This is a genomic window from Imtechella halotolerans (genome assembly GCF_028743515.2).
In the GTDB taxonomy this organism is placed as follows: Bacteria; Bacteroidota; Bacteroidia; order Flavobacteriales; family Flavobacteriaceae; genus Imtechella; species Imtechella halotolerans.
Map to the genome: position 1 here is coordinate 2,149,825 of NZ_CP117969.2, position 16,667 is coordinate 2,166,491.

General features: G+C 35.3%; 16 protein-coding genes. 8 read left to right on the forward strand and 8 right to left on the reverse strand.

Annotated elements, in window-relative coordinates; all coding sequences use genetic code 11:
* Positions 1-15 precede the first annotated feature (15 nt).
* Together PT603_RS09680 and PT603_RS09685 are read left to right on the forward strand one after the other, a co-directional pair.
* Positions 16-720 carry a queuosine precursor transporter gene (locus PT603_RS09680; protein ID WP_008237008.1) on the forward strand — a complete coding sequence of 235 codons (705 nt, stop codon included), beginning with the start codon at positions 16-18 and terminating at the stop codon, positions 718-720.
* A 101-nt stretch (positions 721-821) separates the two neighbouring features.
* Complete coding sequence (locus tag PT603_RS09685) at positions 822-3,461, forward strand: AsmA-like C-terminal region-containing protein (RefSeq protein WP_008237006.1); 2,640 nt, start codon at positions 822-824, stop codon at positions 3,459-3,461.
* A gap of 34 nt (positions 3,462-3,495) precedes the next feature.
* Here the strand turns inward: PT603_RS09685 and PT603_RS09690 are convergent, their stop codons facing one another.
* From PT603_RS09690 to PT603_RS09720, 7 genes are all read right to left on the reverse strand, one after another.
* Positions 3,496-4,278 (reverse strand): hypothetical protein, encoded by a 783-nt coding sequence (locus tag PT603_RS09690; RefSeq protein ID WP_008237005.1) that lies wholly within the window; start codon positions 4,276-4,278, stop codon positions 3,496-3,498.
* Entirely contained in the window at positions 4,271-4,978 is a 708-nt protein-coding gene (locus PT603_RS09695; protein ID WP_008237003.1) for an ABC transporter ATP-binding protein, read from the reverse strand. The genes PT603_RS09690 and PT603_RS09695 overlap by 8 nt, the downstream gene beginning before the upstream one ends.
* A complete protein-coding gene (locus tag PT603_RS09700) occupies positions 4,975-6,210 on the reverse strand; it encodes a nitrous oxide reductase family maturation protein NosD (protein WP_008236994.1) in 1,236 nt (411 codons plus the stop codon). The genes PT603_RS09695 and PT603_RS09700 overlap by 4 nt, the downstream gene beginning before the upstream one ends.
* A gap of 19 nt (positions 6,211-6,229) precedes the next feature.
* Positions 6,230-6,661 carry a nitrous oxide reductase accessory protein NosL gene (locus tag PT603_RS09705; RefSeq protein WP_008236993.1) on the reverse strand — a complete coding sequence of 144 codons (432 nt, stop codon included), beginning with the start codon at positions 6,659-6,661 and terminating at the stop codon, positions 6,230-6,232.
* A 60-nt stretch (positions 6,662-6,721) separates the two neighbouring features.
* Positions 6,722-7,303 (reverse strand): hypothetical protein, encoded by a 582-nt coding sequence (locus PT603_RS09710; RefSeq protein WP_008236991.1) that lies wholly within the window; start codon positions 7,301-7,303, stop codon positions 6,722-6,724.
* 135 nt (positions 7,304-7,438) lie between these two features.
* A complete protein-coding gene (nosZ, locus tag PT603_RS09715) occupies positions 7,439-9,403 on the reverse strand; it encodes a Sec-dependent nitrous-oxide reductase (RefSeq protein WP_008236988.1) in 1,965 nt (654 codons plus the stop codon).
* A gap of 11 nt (positions 9,404-9,414) precedes the next feature.
* Positions 9,415-9,915 carry a c-type cytochrome gene (locus PT603_RS09720; RefSeq protein ID WP_008236987.1) on the reverse strand — a complete coding sequence of 167 codons (501 nt, stop codon included), beginning with the start codon at positions 9,913-9,915 and terminating at the stop codon, positions 9,415-9,417.
* 160 nt (positions 9,916-10,075) lie between these two features.
* On the opposite strand from PT603_RS09720, the gene PT603_RS09725 reads away from it, so the two are divergent.
* Positions 10,076-10,510: an RrF2 family transcriptional regulator gene (locus PT603_RS09725; RefSeq protein WP_040488514.1), complete on the forward strand. Its 435-nt coding sequence runs from the start codon at positions 10,076-10,078 to the stop codon at positions 10,508-10,510.
* Here the strand turns inward: PT603_RS09725 and PT603_RS09730 are convergent.
* Positions 10,500-11,303: a DUF2797 domain-containing protein gene (locus tag PT603_RS09730; protein WP_008236983.1), complete on the reverse strand. Its 804-nt coding sequence runs from the start codon at positions 11,301-11,303 to the stop codon at positions 10,500-10,502. The genes PT603_RS09725 and PT603_RS09730 overlap by 11 nt on opposite strands.
* Before the next feature lie 140 nt (positions 11,304-11,443).
* Here PT603_RS09730 and PT603_RS09735 point away from each other — a divergent pair, with 140 nt between their 5' ends.
* From PT603_RS09735 to nrfH, 5 genes are all read left to right on the forward strand, one after another.
* Entirely contained in the window at positions 11,444-12,964 is a 1,521-nt protein-coding gene (locus PT603_RS09735) for a GH3 auxin-responsive promoter family protein (protein ID WP_008236981.1), read from the forward strand.
* Positions 12,965-13,068: 104 nt separating this feature from the next.
* Positions 13,069-13,404, forward strand: a complete 336-nt coding sequence (locus tag PT603_RS09740) for an arsenosugar biosynthesis-associated peroxidase-like protein (RefSeq protein WP_008236978.1) — start codon at positions 13,069-13,071, stop codon at positions 13,402-13,404.
* 38 nt (positions 13,405-13,442) lie between these two features.
* Entirely contained in the window at positions 13,443-14,501 is a 1,059-nt protein-coding gene (gene arsS / locus PT603_RS09745) for an arsenosugar biosynthesis radical SAM (seleno)protein ArsS (protein WP_008236976.1), read from the forward strand.
* 261 nt (positions 14,502-14,762) lie between these two features.
* Entirely contained in the window at positions 14,763-16,043 is a 1,281-nt protein-coding gene (locus tag PT603_RS09750; protein WP_008236974.1) for an alginate export family protein, read from the forward strand.
* A gap of 16 nt (positions 16,044-16,059) precedes the next feature.
* Complete coding sequence (nrfH, locus tag PT603_RS09755) at positions 16,060-16,665, forward strand: cytochrome c nitrite reductase small subunit (protein ID WP_008236972.1); 606 nt, start codon at positions 16,060-16,062, stop codon at positions 16,663-16,665.
* The last annotated feature ends 2 nt before the right edge of the window (positions 16,666-16,667 follow it).

Consider the following 16,667-nt stretch of genomic DNA (forward strand, 5'->3'; position numbering starts at 1 on the left):
AATAAGTCTTAGGGTATGACATTTCAAGACCGTAAATTAGCCTTTTCTATTTACCTTTACTTGGGTGCATTATTTATCACCTCTTTGGTGGTTTCCAACCTTATTTTTCAAAAATTCTTTCAATGGCAACCCTTAGGAAATATAACCATTTTAGGAGCACCTCTATTTGAGCTTTCAGTAGGTATTCTGCCCTATCCACTTACCTTCTTAATTACGGATCTTATTTCAGAAATCTACGGAAAGAAAAAAGCAAACCAAATAGTAACAGCAGGTATCTTTGCCTCTGTTTTTTCCATGGGAATATTATGGATTGCCAACAAAACACAGGCAATGCCAGCCTCTCCTGTAAACAATACTACATTCGCAAATGTATTCGCATTATCACCAATTGCCGTTTTAGCCTCAATGCTCGCCTACCTATTTGCTCAATATATAGACATTTCAATCTATCATTTTTGGAAGCGTGTTACCAAAGGAAAACATTTATGGCTTCGTAATAACTTCTCTACGTTTTCTTCACAGTTTATAGACACCTTTACAGTGGTCTCTTTATTGTGCATTTTTAAAGTTCTTCCATGGAACCTTTTCTATGGACTGGTCGTAAGTGGCTTTCTCTTCAAGGTAATGATTGCCATGCTTGATACTCCTTTGCTATATGCTGTTGTATTTATTCTTCGAAAAAAGTTTGGTCTTAAACCTGGTGAAGAAATTGTTCTATAATATCGAACTAGCTCCTTTAACAAAAATACAACGTGGCAATCCTTTGATTTCCTTTGAAATCACCGTACTTTTAATCCTCTGAAAAATCATCAGCTATACGTATGAAAAAGTTTAAAAAACCACTCGTAATTATTGCCTCCTTTCTACTTCTTAGTATTGGTGCCCTGGCAGCTATCCCTTATTTTTTTAAGGACAAAATAATAGCTCTTATTAAAGAAAATATTAACGAGAGTTTATATGCAACAGTTGATTTTACAGATGTTGATATTAGTTTACTTCGTAATTTCCCAAATGCTAGAGTTGGTATAGAAAAATTTAGCCTAATCAATCACGCTCCTTTTGAAGGGGATTCTCTTTTTACTGCGGATGAAATCACCTTAAAAATGTCAATAAAAGAATTGTTTAAAGGTAGTGATGAACCGATGAAACTGGATTATTTCTCTGTAACAAAGGCACAGGTTTCAATCCTTGTTAATGAAGAAGGAGTTGCCAATTATGACATCGCCAAGCCCTCTGAAAACACCTCTCAAGTAGAAAGCGAACCCTTTACATTTTCTGTATCAGGCTATGAAATTAAAGACGGCATCATATCATACAAAGATGCATCAAGCGGAATGGAACTTTTAATCAGCGAATTCAATCATCAGGGTAGTGGTGATTTATCTACTGCAGTATCTGAACTTCAAACACACTCTGAGGCAAAAGTAAGTTTCACTTTTGACGGGACCAATTACCTACAAAAAATTCCTTTAAAGCTAGATGCCCTAATCGGAGTTGACCTAACTGAAAGCAAATATAGCTTTTTACAAAACGAAGCCCTTATCAATCAACTTCCTTTGAATTTCGACGGCTATATCCAATTACTCGAACAAGGTCAAATGGTTGATATCACCTTTAAAACGCCTTCTTCTGATTTTAAAAATTTCCTTGCAGTGCTCCCAGAAACATATACACAAAACATTGCCAACGTACAAACCCAAGGAAACTTCGAAATTTCTGGCTTTTTCAAGGGAATGGTTGATGATAACCACATTCCGACTTTTGATATTCGTATTGAATCTAAAAATGCCATGTTTAAATATCCTGACTTACCAAAATCAGTACGAAATATCAATCTAAATACGGAAATTGCCAATAAAACTGGAATAACTAATGATACCTATGTCACCATAGAAAGATTATCATTCCAAATTGACCAAGATGTCTTCAGTGCTAATGCTCACATCAAAAATATTATTGAAAACCCAATTGTAGATGCTACCATAAATGGCAAACTCAATTTAGGTAACCTTTCCAAGGCCTATCCCATGCCGCAAAAAGTTCCTATGAAAGGTCTACTTACGGCTAATATTCATACGTATTTTGATATGCAATCTATTGAACAAAAGCAATATGAACGAACACGTAATGAAGGGAAATTATCTCTAAATAATTTTGAGTATAATGGTGATGAAATGGCAACTCCTCTGGCTATAAACTCAGCTGACTTATCCTTTAATCCAACTACAGTTTCGCTACAAAACTTTGTAGCAAAAACAGGTAAAACAGACCTGCAAGCCCAAGGAAGTATCCATAATTTACTTGGATTCTTTTTCCGAAAGGAAAAACTAGAAGGAAATTTTAATCTAAATTCCAATCATTTTGCATTAAGTGACTTCATGGTGGCTGAAGGTGAAACTTTAGAAAATGAAAATACAACTCCAGATTCTGGAGAAGAAACTATTAAAATTCCTTCATTTTTAGACATAACCATTAACGCCAACGCGCAAACAGTCACCTATGATAACCTTACTCTAAAGGATGTAAAAGGCACCTTGCGAATAGATGATGAAAAAGCCACCTTGCAGGACTTCCAATCGGGAATTTTTGGAGGGAAATTAGCTCTTAATGGAAGTGTATCAACAAAAGAATCAACGCCAGTTTTTGACATGAATTTAGGGATCAATTCTTTTGATATTTCGCAATCCTTCAAAGGAATGGATTTATTACAAGCATTAGCACCAATTGCTTCTGCTTTACAAGGCAAACTAAATAGTACTTTATCTTTAAAGGGAACACTTAAAGAAGATTTCACACCAAACTTAGCCAATATTAGTGGAAATGCGCTGGCTGAACTATTAGCTAGTAACATTAAACCCGAACAATCCAAAGCATTATCATTATTAGGAAATCAACTATCATTCATTGATTTCAGTAAAATAGATCTTAGCAAATTAAAAACGTCTATCAGTTTCAATGATGGAAAAGTAAATCTAAAACCTTTAACAATTCAATATCAAGATATTGCTATTGAACTTGGTGGTAGTCACGGTCTTGATAATAGCATGGATTACAATGCAACATTCCAAGTACCTGCGAAATATTTAGGAAAAGATGTAAACAACCTATTGAATAGCTTAAGTCCTGAAGAAGCGCAACAAATTACAATTCCTGTTTCTGCCCAAATAGGAGGAAGTTTTTCCAATCCTTCTGTATCAACAAATATGAAACAATCAGTTACCTCCTTGACCAATCAATTAGTTGCCTATCAAAAAGAGAAACTAACAAATCAAGGTAAGGAAAAATTAACCAATGCTCTCACTGGCCTTTTAGGCAACAAAAAAGATTCAACCCAAACCAACGTTTCAGATAGCACCAAAACAAAGACTACGGATGAAACAAAAGCGAAGGTTGAAGAAAAGGCCAAAGATGCTCTAAAAAATCTTTTTGGTAAAAAGAAAAAGGACACGATAAAACAATGATAATCAAAAGCCCGAAAAATTCGGGCTTTTGATTTTAAAAATCTTTGCGCTTAGCCTTACGGTATAACAACCATAAAGGAATTAACACCCACATAGCCAATGCTGTAAAAGACAACATCAATCCAACGGCATTTCCGAAAAAGTTTTTAAATACTGCGCCTGTATACCCCATAAGTGCAGAAATATCTAATTTCAATAAAATGAGAATACGAGATAAATCGATGGGGTTAAATACCGTCGCTACCAATGACAAATTATCCAGAGGATATTCACTAAAAATCATTAATAGCACCAAGAAAATACCATCATATATAACAGCAAGAAACAACCATAATAGTATAGCATAACTAAATCCTTTTATCTTATTCTCATTGTAAAGGGCAATTGTATAGGCTAATGCCACAAAAATAAAATTCAAAAAGGTTCCGGTAATCATTAAAATTGTAAAATCCCAAATAGCAGAAGAATTGAAGATTCCATAGGCTATAAAAGGAATTCCTAATCCCAACAATAAGCTCAAACTCAGAGAAAGTGCTACCCCTAAATATTGACCAATAAATAAAGTAGATCGTTTAAGTGGTTGGGCCAACAATAACTCGATAAACTCCCTTGAATTATAATAGTACATAATTCCAAAAACAGTAGCAATTAGCGGTGTGAGTATTATGATTACATTCATAAGAGTGATCACCGACTTAGACAAATCGTTATTTAAAAACAATAGGGTAAAACCCAACAATAAATAAAACAACAAGTACACATAGCTCCAGCTACTGCGCACAAGATCAAAAAAACTGTATTGTATAATCTTACGCATGACCTTTAAGTAATAGAGAAGCTATAGCTTCTTCAAAGTTAGACTTAGATGTTTGTACTAATAATTCAGTTACCGTGCCCTGAAAATAAATATCTCCCTCAAGTATAAATACAATTTCGTCTGCAATTTCTTCTACAAAACTTAAAATATGAGATGTGATAAGTATTGTTTTACCTTTTTCCTTTTCTGATAAAATAAGTCTTTTTAGAGTTAACAATGAAACAGGATCAAGACCTGAGGTTGGTTCATCAAGTACCAATAATGGGTTGTCAACCATAAATGCCAAAACGATATTTACCTTTTGTTTAGTTCCTCCAGAAAGATTACCAAGTGATTTTTTTAAATGTGGTTCCAATCTAAAATCAGCTATAAGGCTATCAGTTTCACAGTGTTTGCCTTTCAGGTTTTTAATCATCTTAAGCAACTCTAAAACCGTTAAATTTTTTGGGAAATTTGCAATTTGCGGTAAATAGCTCACCTCTTCTCTGTATTGCCATTTGCCCTTAATATTTTTTTCCTGAAAGGAAATTTCACCCTCAGATGGAATTACCATACCCAAAAAGCTCTTGATCAGGGTGGTTTTACCAGAACCATTTGGACCTAATACAGCAGTTATCTTTCCATCAGACACAGTGAGATTAAGGCCTTTTAAAACTTCAAGTTTTCCGTAATTTTTATGTAGATTAGTAAAGGTTATCATAGCGAAACTTTTTTCATTAACGGTTCAGTATCCATAAGATGGGTAGGGGTAAATACAGGTGACACTTTTTCTGAGAAATTAATAATATCTACAAAAAGGCTTCTTAATAAGACTATACTTTCTGGTGTTTTATTTACTACATAAGAGAACAGCTTTACAGGGCGGTAAGGTACGTCTCCGATTCCGTTCCGATTCAAATCATATCCTGTATATGCACTCCAATAATTTTGCGAAAATGAATTATCATTCAAATGTCCGCTATAAGCCACATCAAAAGTATTGTTCAGAAAATTATTTTTTCGAAAATCATTATTGAAACATGCCCCATTTATCTTTACAGCCCAACCATTTTCTTCAAAACTATTATAGGAATAATTAAGCCTATTTGATCCTTCTACATTAATCCCAATAGTATTTTGCAAAAACTTGTTATGAGCAATCTCGGCGTCATTAATTTCTTTCAACAATAAACCATAAGATGCAGCACCCCAATTTCTCTTGAATGTATTATACTTCATTTCAATTTTTTTAGAATACATTACAGCAACACCAGCACCATTAGCATCAAAAGTGTTATGCATATACAAATCGTTATTAGAAAACATAAAATGTAACCCGTAGCGAAGATTGTTAAAGCTTCGGTTATTAATTACCCTACTATCATCCACAAACTCAAAATAAATACCATCACGAACTTTAGAAACAGTATTGTTCTCTATTGTAATGTTTTTACAATACCATAAATGAATTCCATTTCCTGATTTATATTCCAACACAGCATTTCCTGTTATGAAATTAGTACTAATGGTTACATGATTCGATTTTTCAAGAAAAATTCCATAAAAAACATTTTCAAAATTATTGTTCATAATACGTGAATTATGACTTTTAACAAGACGTATCGCTGCAAAATCCTTAGTAAAACTCTCTCCTACATTTTTAAATTGAAAACCTTGAATTACTACATTTGATGCTGTCACTGTGAGTATTTCTGCTCTCATTTCTCCATCAAGAACAGGATTATCCTCACCTAATAATACAATTTGTTTATCCAGTATAATATTTCCTTCTTTATACAGCCCTTTCTTAACCACAATTGTATCTCCATCCTTAGCCGCAGCAATAGCAGACTTCAATGTTTTGTATGAACAGGAATTACATACATTTATAGTATTCCCATAGCTAGCAACAGTGTATAACCATACACTCCAAAGTACAATAATTAGCCTCATAGTGTGTCATGTAATTATATTACTTGGAAAAACGAGTTAAAAGTGCACTCCAGGAATAAATTTCACCTCCCAATTCTTCTTTTGCTTTTAGAGCTGCACTTTCAGTTTCAAAGGCAGTAAGATTGGCCCCCATTGGACTGGGTAACCTTTCTGAAATGAGATAAGTAACTTTGGTAGCATTGACCAATATCTCGGGTTGTCCATACACATTGGTAAGATAAAGCGCATTTTTTTCCGGAGCTTGATGTTCTTCAGAATTTAACATACACTCGATCGCATCGTATTTGAACACTTTTCCCTTCTTAGTAACAATTTCAGAAGCATGCTGTACATCAACAATATTCATCTTACAAAAGTGACACATATCAGCTCCATAGGTAATGGATTGAGCCTTTGGTGTACATGCTGAAAGTAGCATATACATAAAAAGTAATTTGATAATTTTTTTCATCTCCAAATTTTTTATAATAAAGCCAATACCCTAACAGTATTGGCTTTTACAGTGAGTTCCTTATACTGTATTATTCTTTTTTCGCAATAACCAGAATGCCACAAAAGCCATGGCTATAGCTATTACCATAAAATAGGTTCCCCAATCAGGATAAGATTTAGCTAAAAAGTTAAGCAGATATTTTTCTCCAAAAAGTGGTGGCTGATATGCCATTCCAGGTACTTTGATTGGAGCTGTTGGGCTTAAATTATGACCATAATCATATTCCCATAGGTAAAAATCGTAAATTCCAAGAATCCCTAACAAACCCATTAAAAGGGTCCATATGAGATATAGAATTCGCTTTCCAATGAACGCAAAAATTAATCCCAATACAGTCATGAAGCCTATAATGTACGGGAAATAAGTAAGTTCAGGAATTGAATCGGGTTCTATGTATTTCATGCCTACATAGTGATTCAGAATATTTATATTTTGCAAGGTCCCTGGACTATCTCCTGTAATCTGGTTAACCCAAATATATAGTGTAATACCATCTGGATATTGGGGTGCAATAAGAGTTATCTGCCAAATTGGAAAAACAAATAACATAAGGAGCAATAGTGCTGCGATAGCCATGAGCCATCTGGATACTATTTTCATTATTCAGAATTTAAGTTGTTAAGATGGGGTGCCATCATAAAGACTGTTGGTCAAGGTTTGCCGAAATCAAGTCCAGCAAACCTTTTTCAACAGCGGAATTCTACAATTCCTTAAAAACACTCACTATGAACGTTATTATTCGTCATCTCCCAACGACCATTTTAATGGTACGTTAGCATCTTTGGACGAAACTCTCACATATCCTTGCATCTCCTGATGTAAAGCAGAACAGAAATCAGTACAATAGAATGGGAATACACCTTCATACTTTGGTTCCCAATATAATGTTTCCGTTTGCCCAGGCATTATCAATAGCTCAGCGTTATTAGCTCCCATAACAGAGAATCCATGTGGCACATCCCAATCTTGCTCTAGATTAGTTATATGGAAATAAACCTTATCCCCTACCTTGATACCTTCAATATTATCCGGAGAAAAGTGACTACGGATAGCCGTCATATATACACGAACAACATTGCCATCTCTTACTACACGAGTATCAGCATCCTTTTTAACTGCATGTGGATGTTTGTTTTCATCCAAAGGATAATATTTCTTAGATGCAGGCTTTACCTTGCTAGCAGCAATACCCTGAGCATAGTGTGGTTCACCTATGGTAGGGAAATCTAGTAGAAGCTGCATTTTATCTCCAGAGATATCATACAATTGAGCAGAGTGATTTAATTCTGGCCCTGTTGGCAAATAACGATCTTTAGTAATTTTATTAAGTGCTACCAAATATTTACCATCAGGTTTTTTTGAATCCCCTCCTGGGATCATCAAATGGCCTACAGAATAGTAGGTTGGAGCCCTATCAAGAATTTCCCAAGTACCCACTTTCCATTTTACCACTTCTGATGAAATGAAAAATGTAGTATAGGCATTTCCTTTATCATCAAACTCTGTATGTAATGGACCAAGGCCTGGTTCTTTAACAATTCCAGCAACTATTTCATCCATCTTTAGGATTGGTATTCCATAGGCTTCCCCATCAAATTTTTGCTTTTCTATGGCATCCAATACTTTGGTAAAAGAGTGCACGGTAAGGTCTGCAGAGAGTTTCCCGTTCCCCACAATATACTCTCCTGTTGGGTCTACATCCACTCCATGAGGAGATTTTGGAGTAGGAAGAAAATACACTAGACCTGGGCAATCCTCCGGGATCAATACTTTTACCTTATCGTGTTTAGTACTTACAGTGGAATGTGTTTCATCACTGTATTGGTTATGAACATAATTGGCAGGCATTTCTCTAAATTTTCCTGCTTTTAGGTATTCCTCAGCTTTTTTCCAATTAATCGCTGCTATAAAATCCTTGTCATTTTGAGAGGCTCCTACTTCTTGAAGTGTGCTAGCTTCTTCTGTATTGTAGGTCGTAAAGAAGGTCCAACCATGAGATTTTCCTTTACCTGAGTGTGCTAAATCATAGTTGAATCCAGGCATCATTACTTGAAATTCAACATTCATATGTCCAGTTTCAGGATTAACTTTCACATAGGTAAGCGCCCCTTTAAAGTTCCCTTTATAATCCTTAATTGGCATATCCTTTTGAGGATAAGGGACTGAAAAACGAGTTCCAGCTACAACATACTCCGTATTTTCTGTCGTAAATGGTGAACTGTGATTACCTCCACTGTTAGGAATCTGAATAATTTCAGCAGTTTCAAAAGTGGATAGATCAATACGAGCAATACGTGGAGTATTGTTTCCATTTATAAAAATCCAGCGACCATCTGTCTCTCCATTTGTTTGGGATAACTCAGGGTGGTGAGCATCATCCCATGGCACAAATCCGAATGAAGTCTCCAACATTCCTTTGGTTTCTTCATTATATCCATAGCCCTTTTCGGCATCTTGTGAAAATACAGGTATTACTTTAAGAAGACGTCCTGAAGGCAACCCATACACACTTAGTTGTCCGCTAAATCCTCCCGAGAAAAAGCCATAAAATTCATCATGTTCTCCTGGTTTCACATAAACTTTGGAAGCAGCATCCGTCCCTAAGGCTCCGGCTTGACTTCCTTCATTTTTATTGGAGTTACACCCCCAAATGAAGGCGCCACTCACTGCTAGTAAAGCAATTTTGGTTAGTGTTTTCATAAAAAATACTACTATTTAATGGTTCTGAAGTATTCTAAAATAGCCCTAGCCTGTTCTTCGCTGACATTTTGGTTGGCCATTGGCGCACCATTAGCCTCTTTTAGCAATTGGATAGCAATAGGGTCTTCCTTTATCATCTGCTCTGGATTCATTATCATATTCATAACCCACTCTGGAGAGCGACGTTCTAAAATATTAATAGGAGCCGGGCCTATAAACTTTTTAGTTGGTTTATGGCAGGCTGCACAAAGTGATTTAAATAATTCTTCTCCTTGAGATGCCATGCTCTGATCTATAGTTTCACTTATAGTAACCGATTTTACAGGACCAATCCCTTTATTGGTTAAATCTACTGTGGCTCCAGTAATAGTTGTTTTAGGCGGAGCTTCTTGCTCTTTAGGCTCCGTTTTACGTTCGTAAGAGAACCCTTCCTTCTTTTCCTCTTTACTTCCGCAACTAATTAAAAATGTAGTAAGTAGCGTAGCTAAGGTAATGTGTAAACGCATTTTCATGATGTGTGATTTAATTGATTCAGTTATAGAATTTAACTAGACAAATATACAATTATTTTTTAATTAAAGGATTATAAGGTCTTTTTTTATTTTATTATTATATTTGTAATAGGTTACTAATAAATAATAATGATTAATTTTAGGCCTTAAAATCATGTATATGTTGTCAAATTCCAGCAAGTATGCCATCAATGCAGTATTGTATATTGCCGTTAATGCTTCTGAAAATCAAAAGATAGGCGTAAAAGAAGTTGCTGATGCCATACAAATACCATCTCCGTTTCTTGCCAAACTGTTACAAACTTTGGCGAAGAAAAACGTTATAACCTCTACAAAAGGACCTGGCGGAGGCTTTTTCCTTACTGAAGAAAACCAAAAATTGCCTCTTATGGAGGTAGTAGAACATATTGACGGCTCTGAAAAGTTTTCAATGTGTGTTCTGGGACTCAAGGAATGTTCTGAAGAAAGTCCTTGCCCTATCCATCACAGTGTACAACCGTTTAAGGTGAGTTTTCTGCATGAATTAAGACACAATTCGATAGCTTCATTTGCAGAAAAAGTTAAAAAAGGGGAAACCTTTCTTTTTATTCAATAAATCCAATATTAATTCGCACACAATAGCCTTCATTGGCTCTTACATTAAAAACTGTCCCGTCTTCAAAAATAAGATACTGTCCTTTAATTCCTTTTAGGACACCCTTGTAGTCTGATGTTTTATCTAGATTAAGACTTTTTACTTTAGTAGGATATTGTAACACTGGGAAATTCAAATGTTCCTCAGTTAACTTAGTATCCACATAATAAGGCTTTACCTCTTCTGGAATAAATTCTGCTAACTTCTCTTTAACTGCTTCAAGATTAACATCTTCAACATCATTACTTAGCATTTTTCTCCAGTTAGTTTTATCAGAAATATGATTTTTAAGAGCAACCTCAGTAATACCTGCTAAATACCTATTAGGTACTTCTACAAGTAAAATGGCCTCATGTGCTCCTTGATCAATCCATCTAGTAGGGATTTGGCTTTTACGTGTCACCCCAACTTTAACTTCACTAGAATTAGCCAAATACACAATATGCGGTTGAAGTTGCATTTCTTTCTCATAGGATAAATCCCTTTCTTCTATGCCGAGATGAGCCTTGCTAAGTTCAGGTCGCATAACCCAATCAGCAGCTTGAGGAACCTCAAAAAAACAACTTTTACAAAAACCCTGACGGTAGATAGGCAGATTCTTTCCACAATTCAGGCATTCATAATTAAGAAATGTTATCTGAAAAGTCTTATCCAAAGCTTGATTAAGATGAATGAAATCTTCCTTCATTTCTAGATAGTATTGAATAGGAATTTGTAATTCAGATTTCATTTTTACGAGTACACCTTCAAACATGGGAAAAGTTTTTATATTTTTACCATCAGGGATGCCCTTTCTGGTCTATGACGAAGGTACGCCAAAAGAAATAAACATCCTAACAGCAGGCACGTTTACAAGGTAAAAACCCTTATATCTCTTCAGAAAAGTTCATTAATATGCCCATAACAATATTTAACTCTATTGCCTCATGGTTTTTAAAGAAAAGGATTCATCAAATGGAACTTTTCATCAAGTATCCTAATGAAGTACAGCAGGAGTTACTGAACCAATTATTACAGACAGCTCAATACACGTATTATGGAAAAATGTACGATTTCTCTAATATTAGAAATTATGAGCAATTTAGATCTAAAGTACCAGTGGTTCGTTATGAAGAAATGGAACCATTTATAGAGCGAACGCGATGCGGAGAACAAAATGTCTTTTGGCCAACACCCATTCGTTGGTTTGCAAAAAGTAGTGGAACTACAAATGCCAAAAGCAAATTCATACCTGTAAGTGAAGAAGCTTTACAGGACTGTCACTACAAATCAAGCAAAGACTTGCTATGTCTATATCTAAATAACAATGAAGACTCCCAGCTTTTCACAGGAAAAAGCCTAAGGCTTGGTGGTAGCAAACAACTTTATGAAGATAAAGGAACCTACTTTGGTGATCTTTCAGCTATACTAATAGACAATATGCCAATATGGGCTGAGTTTAGTAGTACACCAAGTAACAAAGTTTCTCTTATGAGTGAATGGGAGACAAAAATGCAAGCAATTATTAAAGAAGCTGTACATGAAAATGTGACCAGCTTAGCAGGAGTTCCCTCCTGGATGTTAGTTTTATTAAACAATGCATTGGAAACTACTGGAAAAAACCATTTACTTGAACTTTGGGAAAACCTAGAAGTTTATTTTCACGGTGGTGTGAGTTTCACTCCTTATCGTGAACAATACCATAAACTGATCCCTAAAGATTCATTTAATTATTACGAAATATATAATGCCTCTGAAGGGTTTTTTGCCATACAAGACAGGAATCATTCGGATGAATTGCTTCTAATGTTAGATTATGGAGTTTTCTACGAATTTATTCCTATGGACACCTATGGAACCCCACATGAAAAAGTAATTCCTCTATGGGACGTTGAAGTAGGAAAAAACTATGCAATTGTTATTACTACTAATGCGGGTTTATGGCGTTATCTAATTGGGGATACAGTACGATTCACAAGTATTGCTCCTCATCGCATAAAAATAACAGGACGTACTAAACATTTCATTAATGTTTTTGGGGAAGAATTAATCATTGAGAATACAGAAGAAGCGCTAAAAAGAACATGTAAGGCCACTGGGGCCGAATTAATAGATTATACAGTTGCCCCAGTATTTATGAAAGGCAAAAGCAAGGGAGCACATGAATGGCTTATTGAATTCAAAACTTTCCCTGGAAGTATCGCAAATTTCGCCCAACTATTAGACCTTGAGTTACAAAAACTTAACTCTGACTATGAAGCTAAGCGCTATAACAACATGACATTAAGCCCTCTAATTTTACATACCGCTAGACCACAACTTTTTTATGATTGGTTAAAAGCACATGATAAGTTAGGTGGTCAACATAAAGTTCCAAGGCTGTCTAATGAGCGTAAACATCTAGATGAATTACTTCAGATGAATGTAAAGAATTAATTGAATCCGTTAAAAGTAGCTTAAACTAATAATACTGCCCCTCAATCTAGAATAAATATACTAGATTAGACCTTTAAACTTATACACTTTCTATCTATTAAATTATGCAGAAAACATACTACGACCCGGCCGATTTAAAGAAATTCAACTCTATTACTGAATGGAATGAGGAGCTAGGAACTAAATTTTTCGAATATTATGCTAAGGTGTTTGAAGAAGGAAGTTTAACTGCTCGTGAAAAGTCTCTTATTGCATTAGCAGTTGCACATACTGTCCAATGTCCTTACTGTATTGATGCCTACACGGGAGATGGCTTGCAACGCGGTATAACCAAAGAAGAAATGATGGAAGCACTCCATGTTGCAGCAGCAATTAGAGGAGGAGCTTCTCTAGTGCATGGCGTACAAATGATGAATAAATACAATAAACTTTCCATGTAAAGTTCAATTCTTTAATCAGTCACTATTTTCACTTTTACATGGCAACCAAATCCTTGTTCGCAAGACATAATTCTCTTGCAAATACAAAAACCCAGCTTGAAATATTAAATAATAACGAACTTTTTGGACCTAAGGGTTTGCCTACTTTTAATCAGCAAGCCGAAAAATTTAATTCGTTTCCTTTAAGACCAATTGACCTTGAAATATTACAAATAAATATGGGGTATATGTGCAATCAAGTATGCGCACATTGTCATGTAGACGCTGGACCTGATCGGAAGGAGATAATGTCTAAGGAAACCTTATCCCAGTGCCTTACAATTCTGAAAAACTCCAAAGTACATACAATTGATCTTACAGGAGGAGCACCTGAAATGAATCCTCATTTTCGTTGGTTTATCGAAGAAGTATCTCAACTAGGCATTAGAGATATCATAGTCCGTTCAAACCTAACTATCCTAAGAGCTAATAAAAAATACCTTGATCTTCCTGAGTTTTTCAAAAAACATAACATTCATATTATATCCTCTATGCCGCATTGGACAAGAGGAAAAACAGACCAACAACGTGGTGAAGGTGTATTTGAAAAATCTATTCAAGCCTTGAAACGGCTTAACGAAATAGGTTACGGTATGCCAGAAAGCAATCTACAATTAGATTTGGTATACAACCCATCTGGAGCTTTTCTTCCCACTTCTCAAAATGCACTAGAGATCGAATTCAAAAAAGCACTATTAGCGGACTTTGACATTCATTTTCATAAGCTATTTGCTCTTACTAATCTTCCAATTAGTAGATTTTTAGAATACCTCATAGCATCAGACAACTACGAAGACTATATGCAAGAACTAGTGGAAGCATTTAATCCGATTACCCTGAACAACATTATGTGTAAAAACACGCTATCTATACGATGGGATGGGAATATTTATGACTGTGATTTTAACCAAATGCTTGACCTTAAAATAGCATCGACCTGCCAAAATATTGCCGAATTTAATATTGAACAAATTACAAAACGAAACATCATAACATCACAACACTGTTATGGTTGTACGGCAGGAGCTGGTAGTAGTTGTCAAGGAAGTGTTATTTAATAAATACCATTCCTATAACTTTAAAACCACAGAGATAAAGTACTTAACTGAATAAAAGTCAGCATATTCCTATTATAATTTAGGAAATTATTCCTATTTTAGTTCTTCAAAATGCTGAACGACACATGATGTATTTCTATTTATCAAAGTTTACATACCTTCTATGTATTTTCTTTACAAAATAGTAAAAGGCTGACAATTATCATAAAGGATAAAATTGTCTTAATTTATTTTTGGTACAAACTAAGCATCAAAACCATCATGAAAATTTTCAAAGCTTTATTTATCATTTTTATGACCCTTTTGTTATGTTCACAGACATGGGCTCAAGGTGAATTCTCTCTTACTGCGGATGTCAGATCCCGTTTTGAATATCGTCATGGATTTAGTACGCTATTCCCTGATGATGCTGATCCAGCCGCCTTCGTTAATCAACGAACAAGGCTTAACCTGCAATACAACAACGAACGACTCAAATTATTTATGAGCGTCCAAGATGTCAGTACGTGGGGTGATACTCCACAAATTTTACCAACTGATGGAAACGACTCATTTTCTCTTTTTCAAGCTTGGGCGCAACTTCTCCTTAATGAAAATTGGTCAATTAAAGCAGGTAGACAAGTCCTTTCTTATGATGACCAACGAATCTTAGGTGGATTGGATTGGGCAATGCAAGGTCGCTTTCATGACGCTCTTTTAGTAAAATACGCAAAAAACAAATTGGCTCTGGACATCGGAGGAGCCTTCAACCAAGAGAAAACAGCTAATTTTAACACTGCTTTTACAACACAAGGGGCCTTCTCATACAAAAGCATGCAATACTTTCATTTGCATCAGGAAATAGACAAGGCAGGATTAAGTATATTATTTTTAAATACTGGATTTCAAAAATTCACGAACAATAACTACGCTTCCCCAAATGGAGTAGCCTATAGACAAACCGCCGGTGCATATACAACCTTCCCTATCGGTATGCTCAAGTTTGAAGCAAGCGGCTATTACCAATTTGGAAAATTTACAGAAAATTCCGAAATTTCAGCTTACCAAATATCTTTAGACGGTTCCTATAAGACTAATAATGTACTATTTGGCTTAGGAATGGAAATGCTTAGTGGAACTGACCAAAATGGAGACTCTAAAATCAAATCCTTTATTCCTCTTTATGGAACCAACCATAAATTCAATGGATATATGGACTATTTTTATGTGGGGAATCATGCATATAGTGTGGGTCTTAATGACCTGCACGCCAGGGTAAATATTGGATTTACAGACAGATCAAATCTACTAATAAAGGCACATTATTTTATTGCAAATGCAAATTTAGCTTTGGATGCTGATCCCTATTTAGGTACAGAGATTGATCTTGTGTTTACACAAAAGATTCTGAAAGATGTTAAACTTGATGTAGGCTATTCACATATGTTCGCCTCAGAAAGTATGAGTTTAATAAAGGCAGGAGCACCACATGATAATACCAATAATTGGGCGTGGGCACAACTTTCTATAAATCCTTCTTTATTTAACACCAAAAAGGATTAATACTAATACACAGAAAATGTTCAAAATACAACACTTACTCCCTACTAAAAAGTCAAAATGGCGAACAACAGCAGTATTTCTCATTGCGGTAGTATTGGGAATGGGGCTTTTTATGGCTAAAGAGGCTGAGGTTGTATCCTATCTTTCCGATGATCCACAAGCTTGTGTTAACTGTCATGTAATGACACCAGTTTACAATAGCTGGATGCATAGTTCACACCGGGAATGGACTTCATGTAACGATTGTCATGTACCTCATGATAATATTTTAAATACCTACTATTTCAAAGCGAAAGATGGCCTATACCATGCTTCCGTATTTACATTACGAGCAGAACCTGAAGTAATCAAAATGCGCGAGGAATCTCAAAAAGTAGTTCAAGAAAACTGTTTGCGTTGCCATGTTCAACAAGTTACACAGACAAAATATGAAGGATGGATATCAACCCATAGTGAAAATAGAACAGACAGAACATGTTGGAGTTGTCACCGTGAAGTGCCTCACGGAAGAATTCACGGTAATTCAACCATACGATATAATATAGCACCATTACCCACAGATCAGGAAACCAACATCATACCTGATTGGCTTGACAAAGAAATAAAAAATACCAAAAAATAATA

Bases quoted from the DNA above. Each gene is read 5' to 3' on its own strand.
- PT603_RS09680 (WP_008237008.1), top strand. From the start codon at position 16: ATGACATTTCAAGACCGTAAATTAGCCTTTTCTATTTACCTTTACTTG.
- PT603_RS09685 (WP_008237006.1), top strand. From the start codon at position 822: ATGAAAAAGTTTAAAAAACCACTCGTAATTATTGCCTCCTTTCTACTT.
- PT603_RS09690 (WP_008237005.1), bottom strand. From the start codon at position 4,278: ATGCGTAAGATTATACAATACAGTTTTTTTGATCTTGTGCGCAGTAGC.
- PT603_RS09695 (WP_008237003.1), bottom strand. From the start codon at position 4,978: ATGATAACCTTTACTAATCTACATAAAAATTACGGAAAACTTGAAGTT.
- PT603_RS09700 (WP_008236994.1), bottom strand. From the start codon at position 6,210: ATGAGGCTAATTATTGTACTTTGGAGTGTATGGTTATACACTGTTGCT.
- PT603_RS09705 (WP_008236993.1), bottom strand. From the start codon at position 6,661: ATGAAAAAAATTATCAAATTACTTTTTATGTATATGCTACTTTCAGCA.
- PT603_RS09710 (WP_008236991.1), bottom strand. From the start codon at position 7,303: ATGAAAATAGTATCCAGATGGCTCATGGCTATCGCAGCACTATTGCTC.
- nosZ (WP_008236988.1), bottom strand. From the start codon at position 9,403: ATGAAAACACTAACCAAAATTGCTTTACTAGCAGTGAGTGGCGCCTTC.
- PT603_RS09720 (WP_008236987.1), bottom strand. From the start codon at position 9,915: ATGAAAATGCGTTTACACATTACCTTAGCTACGCTACTTACTACATTT.
- PT603_RS09725 (WP_040488514.1), top strand. From the start codon at position 10,076: ATGTTGTCAAATTCCAGCAAGTATGCCATCAATGCAGTATTGTATATT.
- PT603_RS09730 (WP_008236983.1), bottom strand. From the start codon at position 11,303: ATGTTTGAAGGTGTACTCGTAAAAATGAAATCTGAATTACAAATTCCT.
- PT603_RS09735 (WP_008236981.1), top strand. From the start codon at position 11,444: ATGCCCATAACAATATTTAACTCTATTGCCTCATGGTTTTTAAAGAAA.
- PT603_RS09740 (WP_008236978.1), top strand. From the start codon at position 13,069: ATGCAGAAAACATACTACGACCCGGCCGATTTAAAGAAATTCAACTCT.
- arsS (WP_008236976.1), top strand. From the start codon at position 13,443: ATGGCAACCAAATCCTTGTTCGCAAGACATAATTCTCTTGCAAATACA.
- PT603_RS09750 (WP_008236974.1), top strand. From the start codon at position 14,763: ATGAAAATTTTCAAAGCTTTATTTATCATTTTTATGACCCTTTTGTTA.
- nrfH (WP_008236972.1), top strand. From the start codon at position 16,060: ATGTTCAAAATACAACACTTACTCCCTACTAAAAAGTCAAAATGGCGA.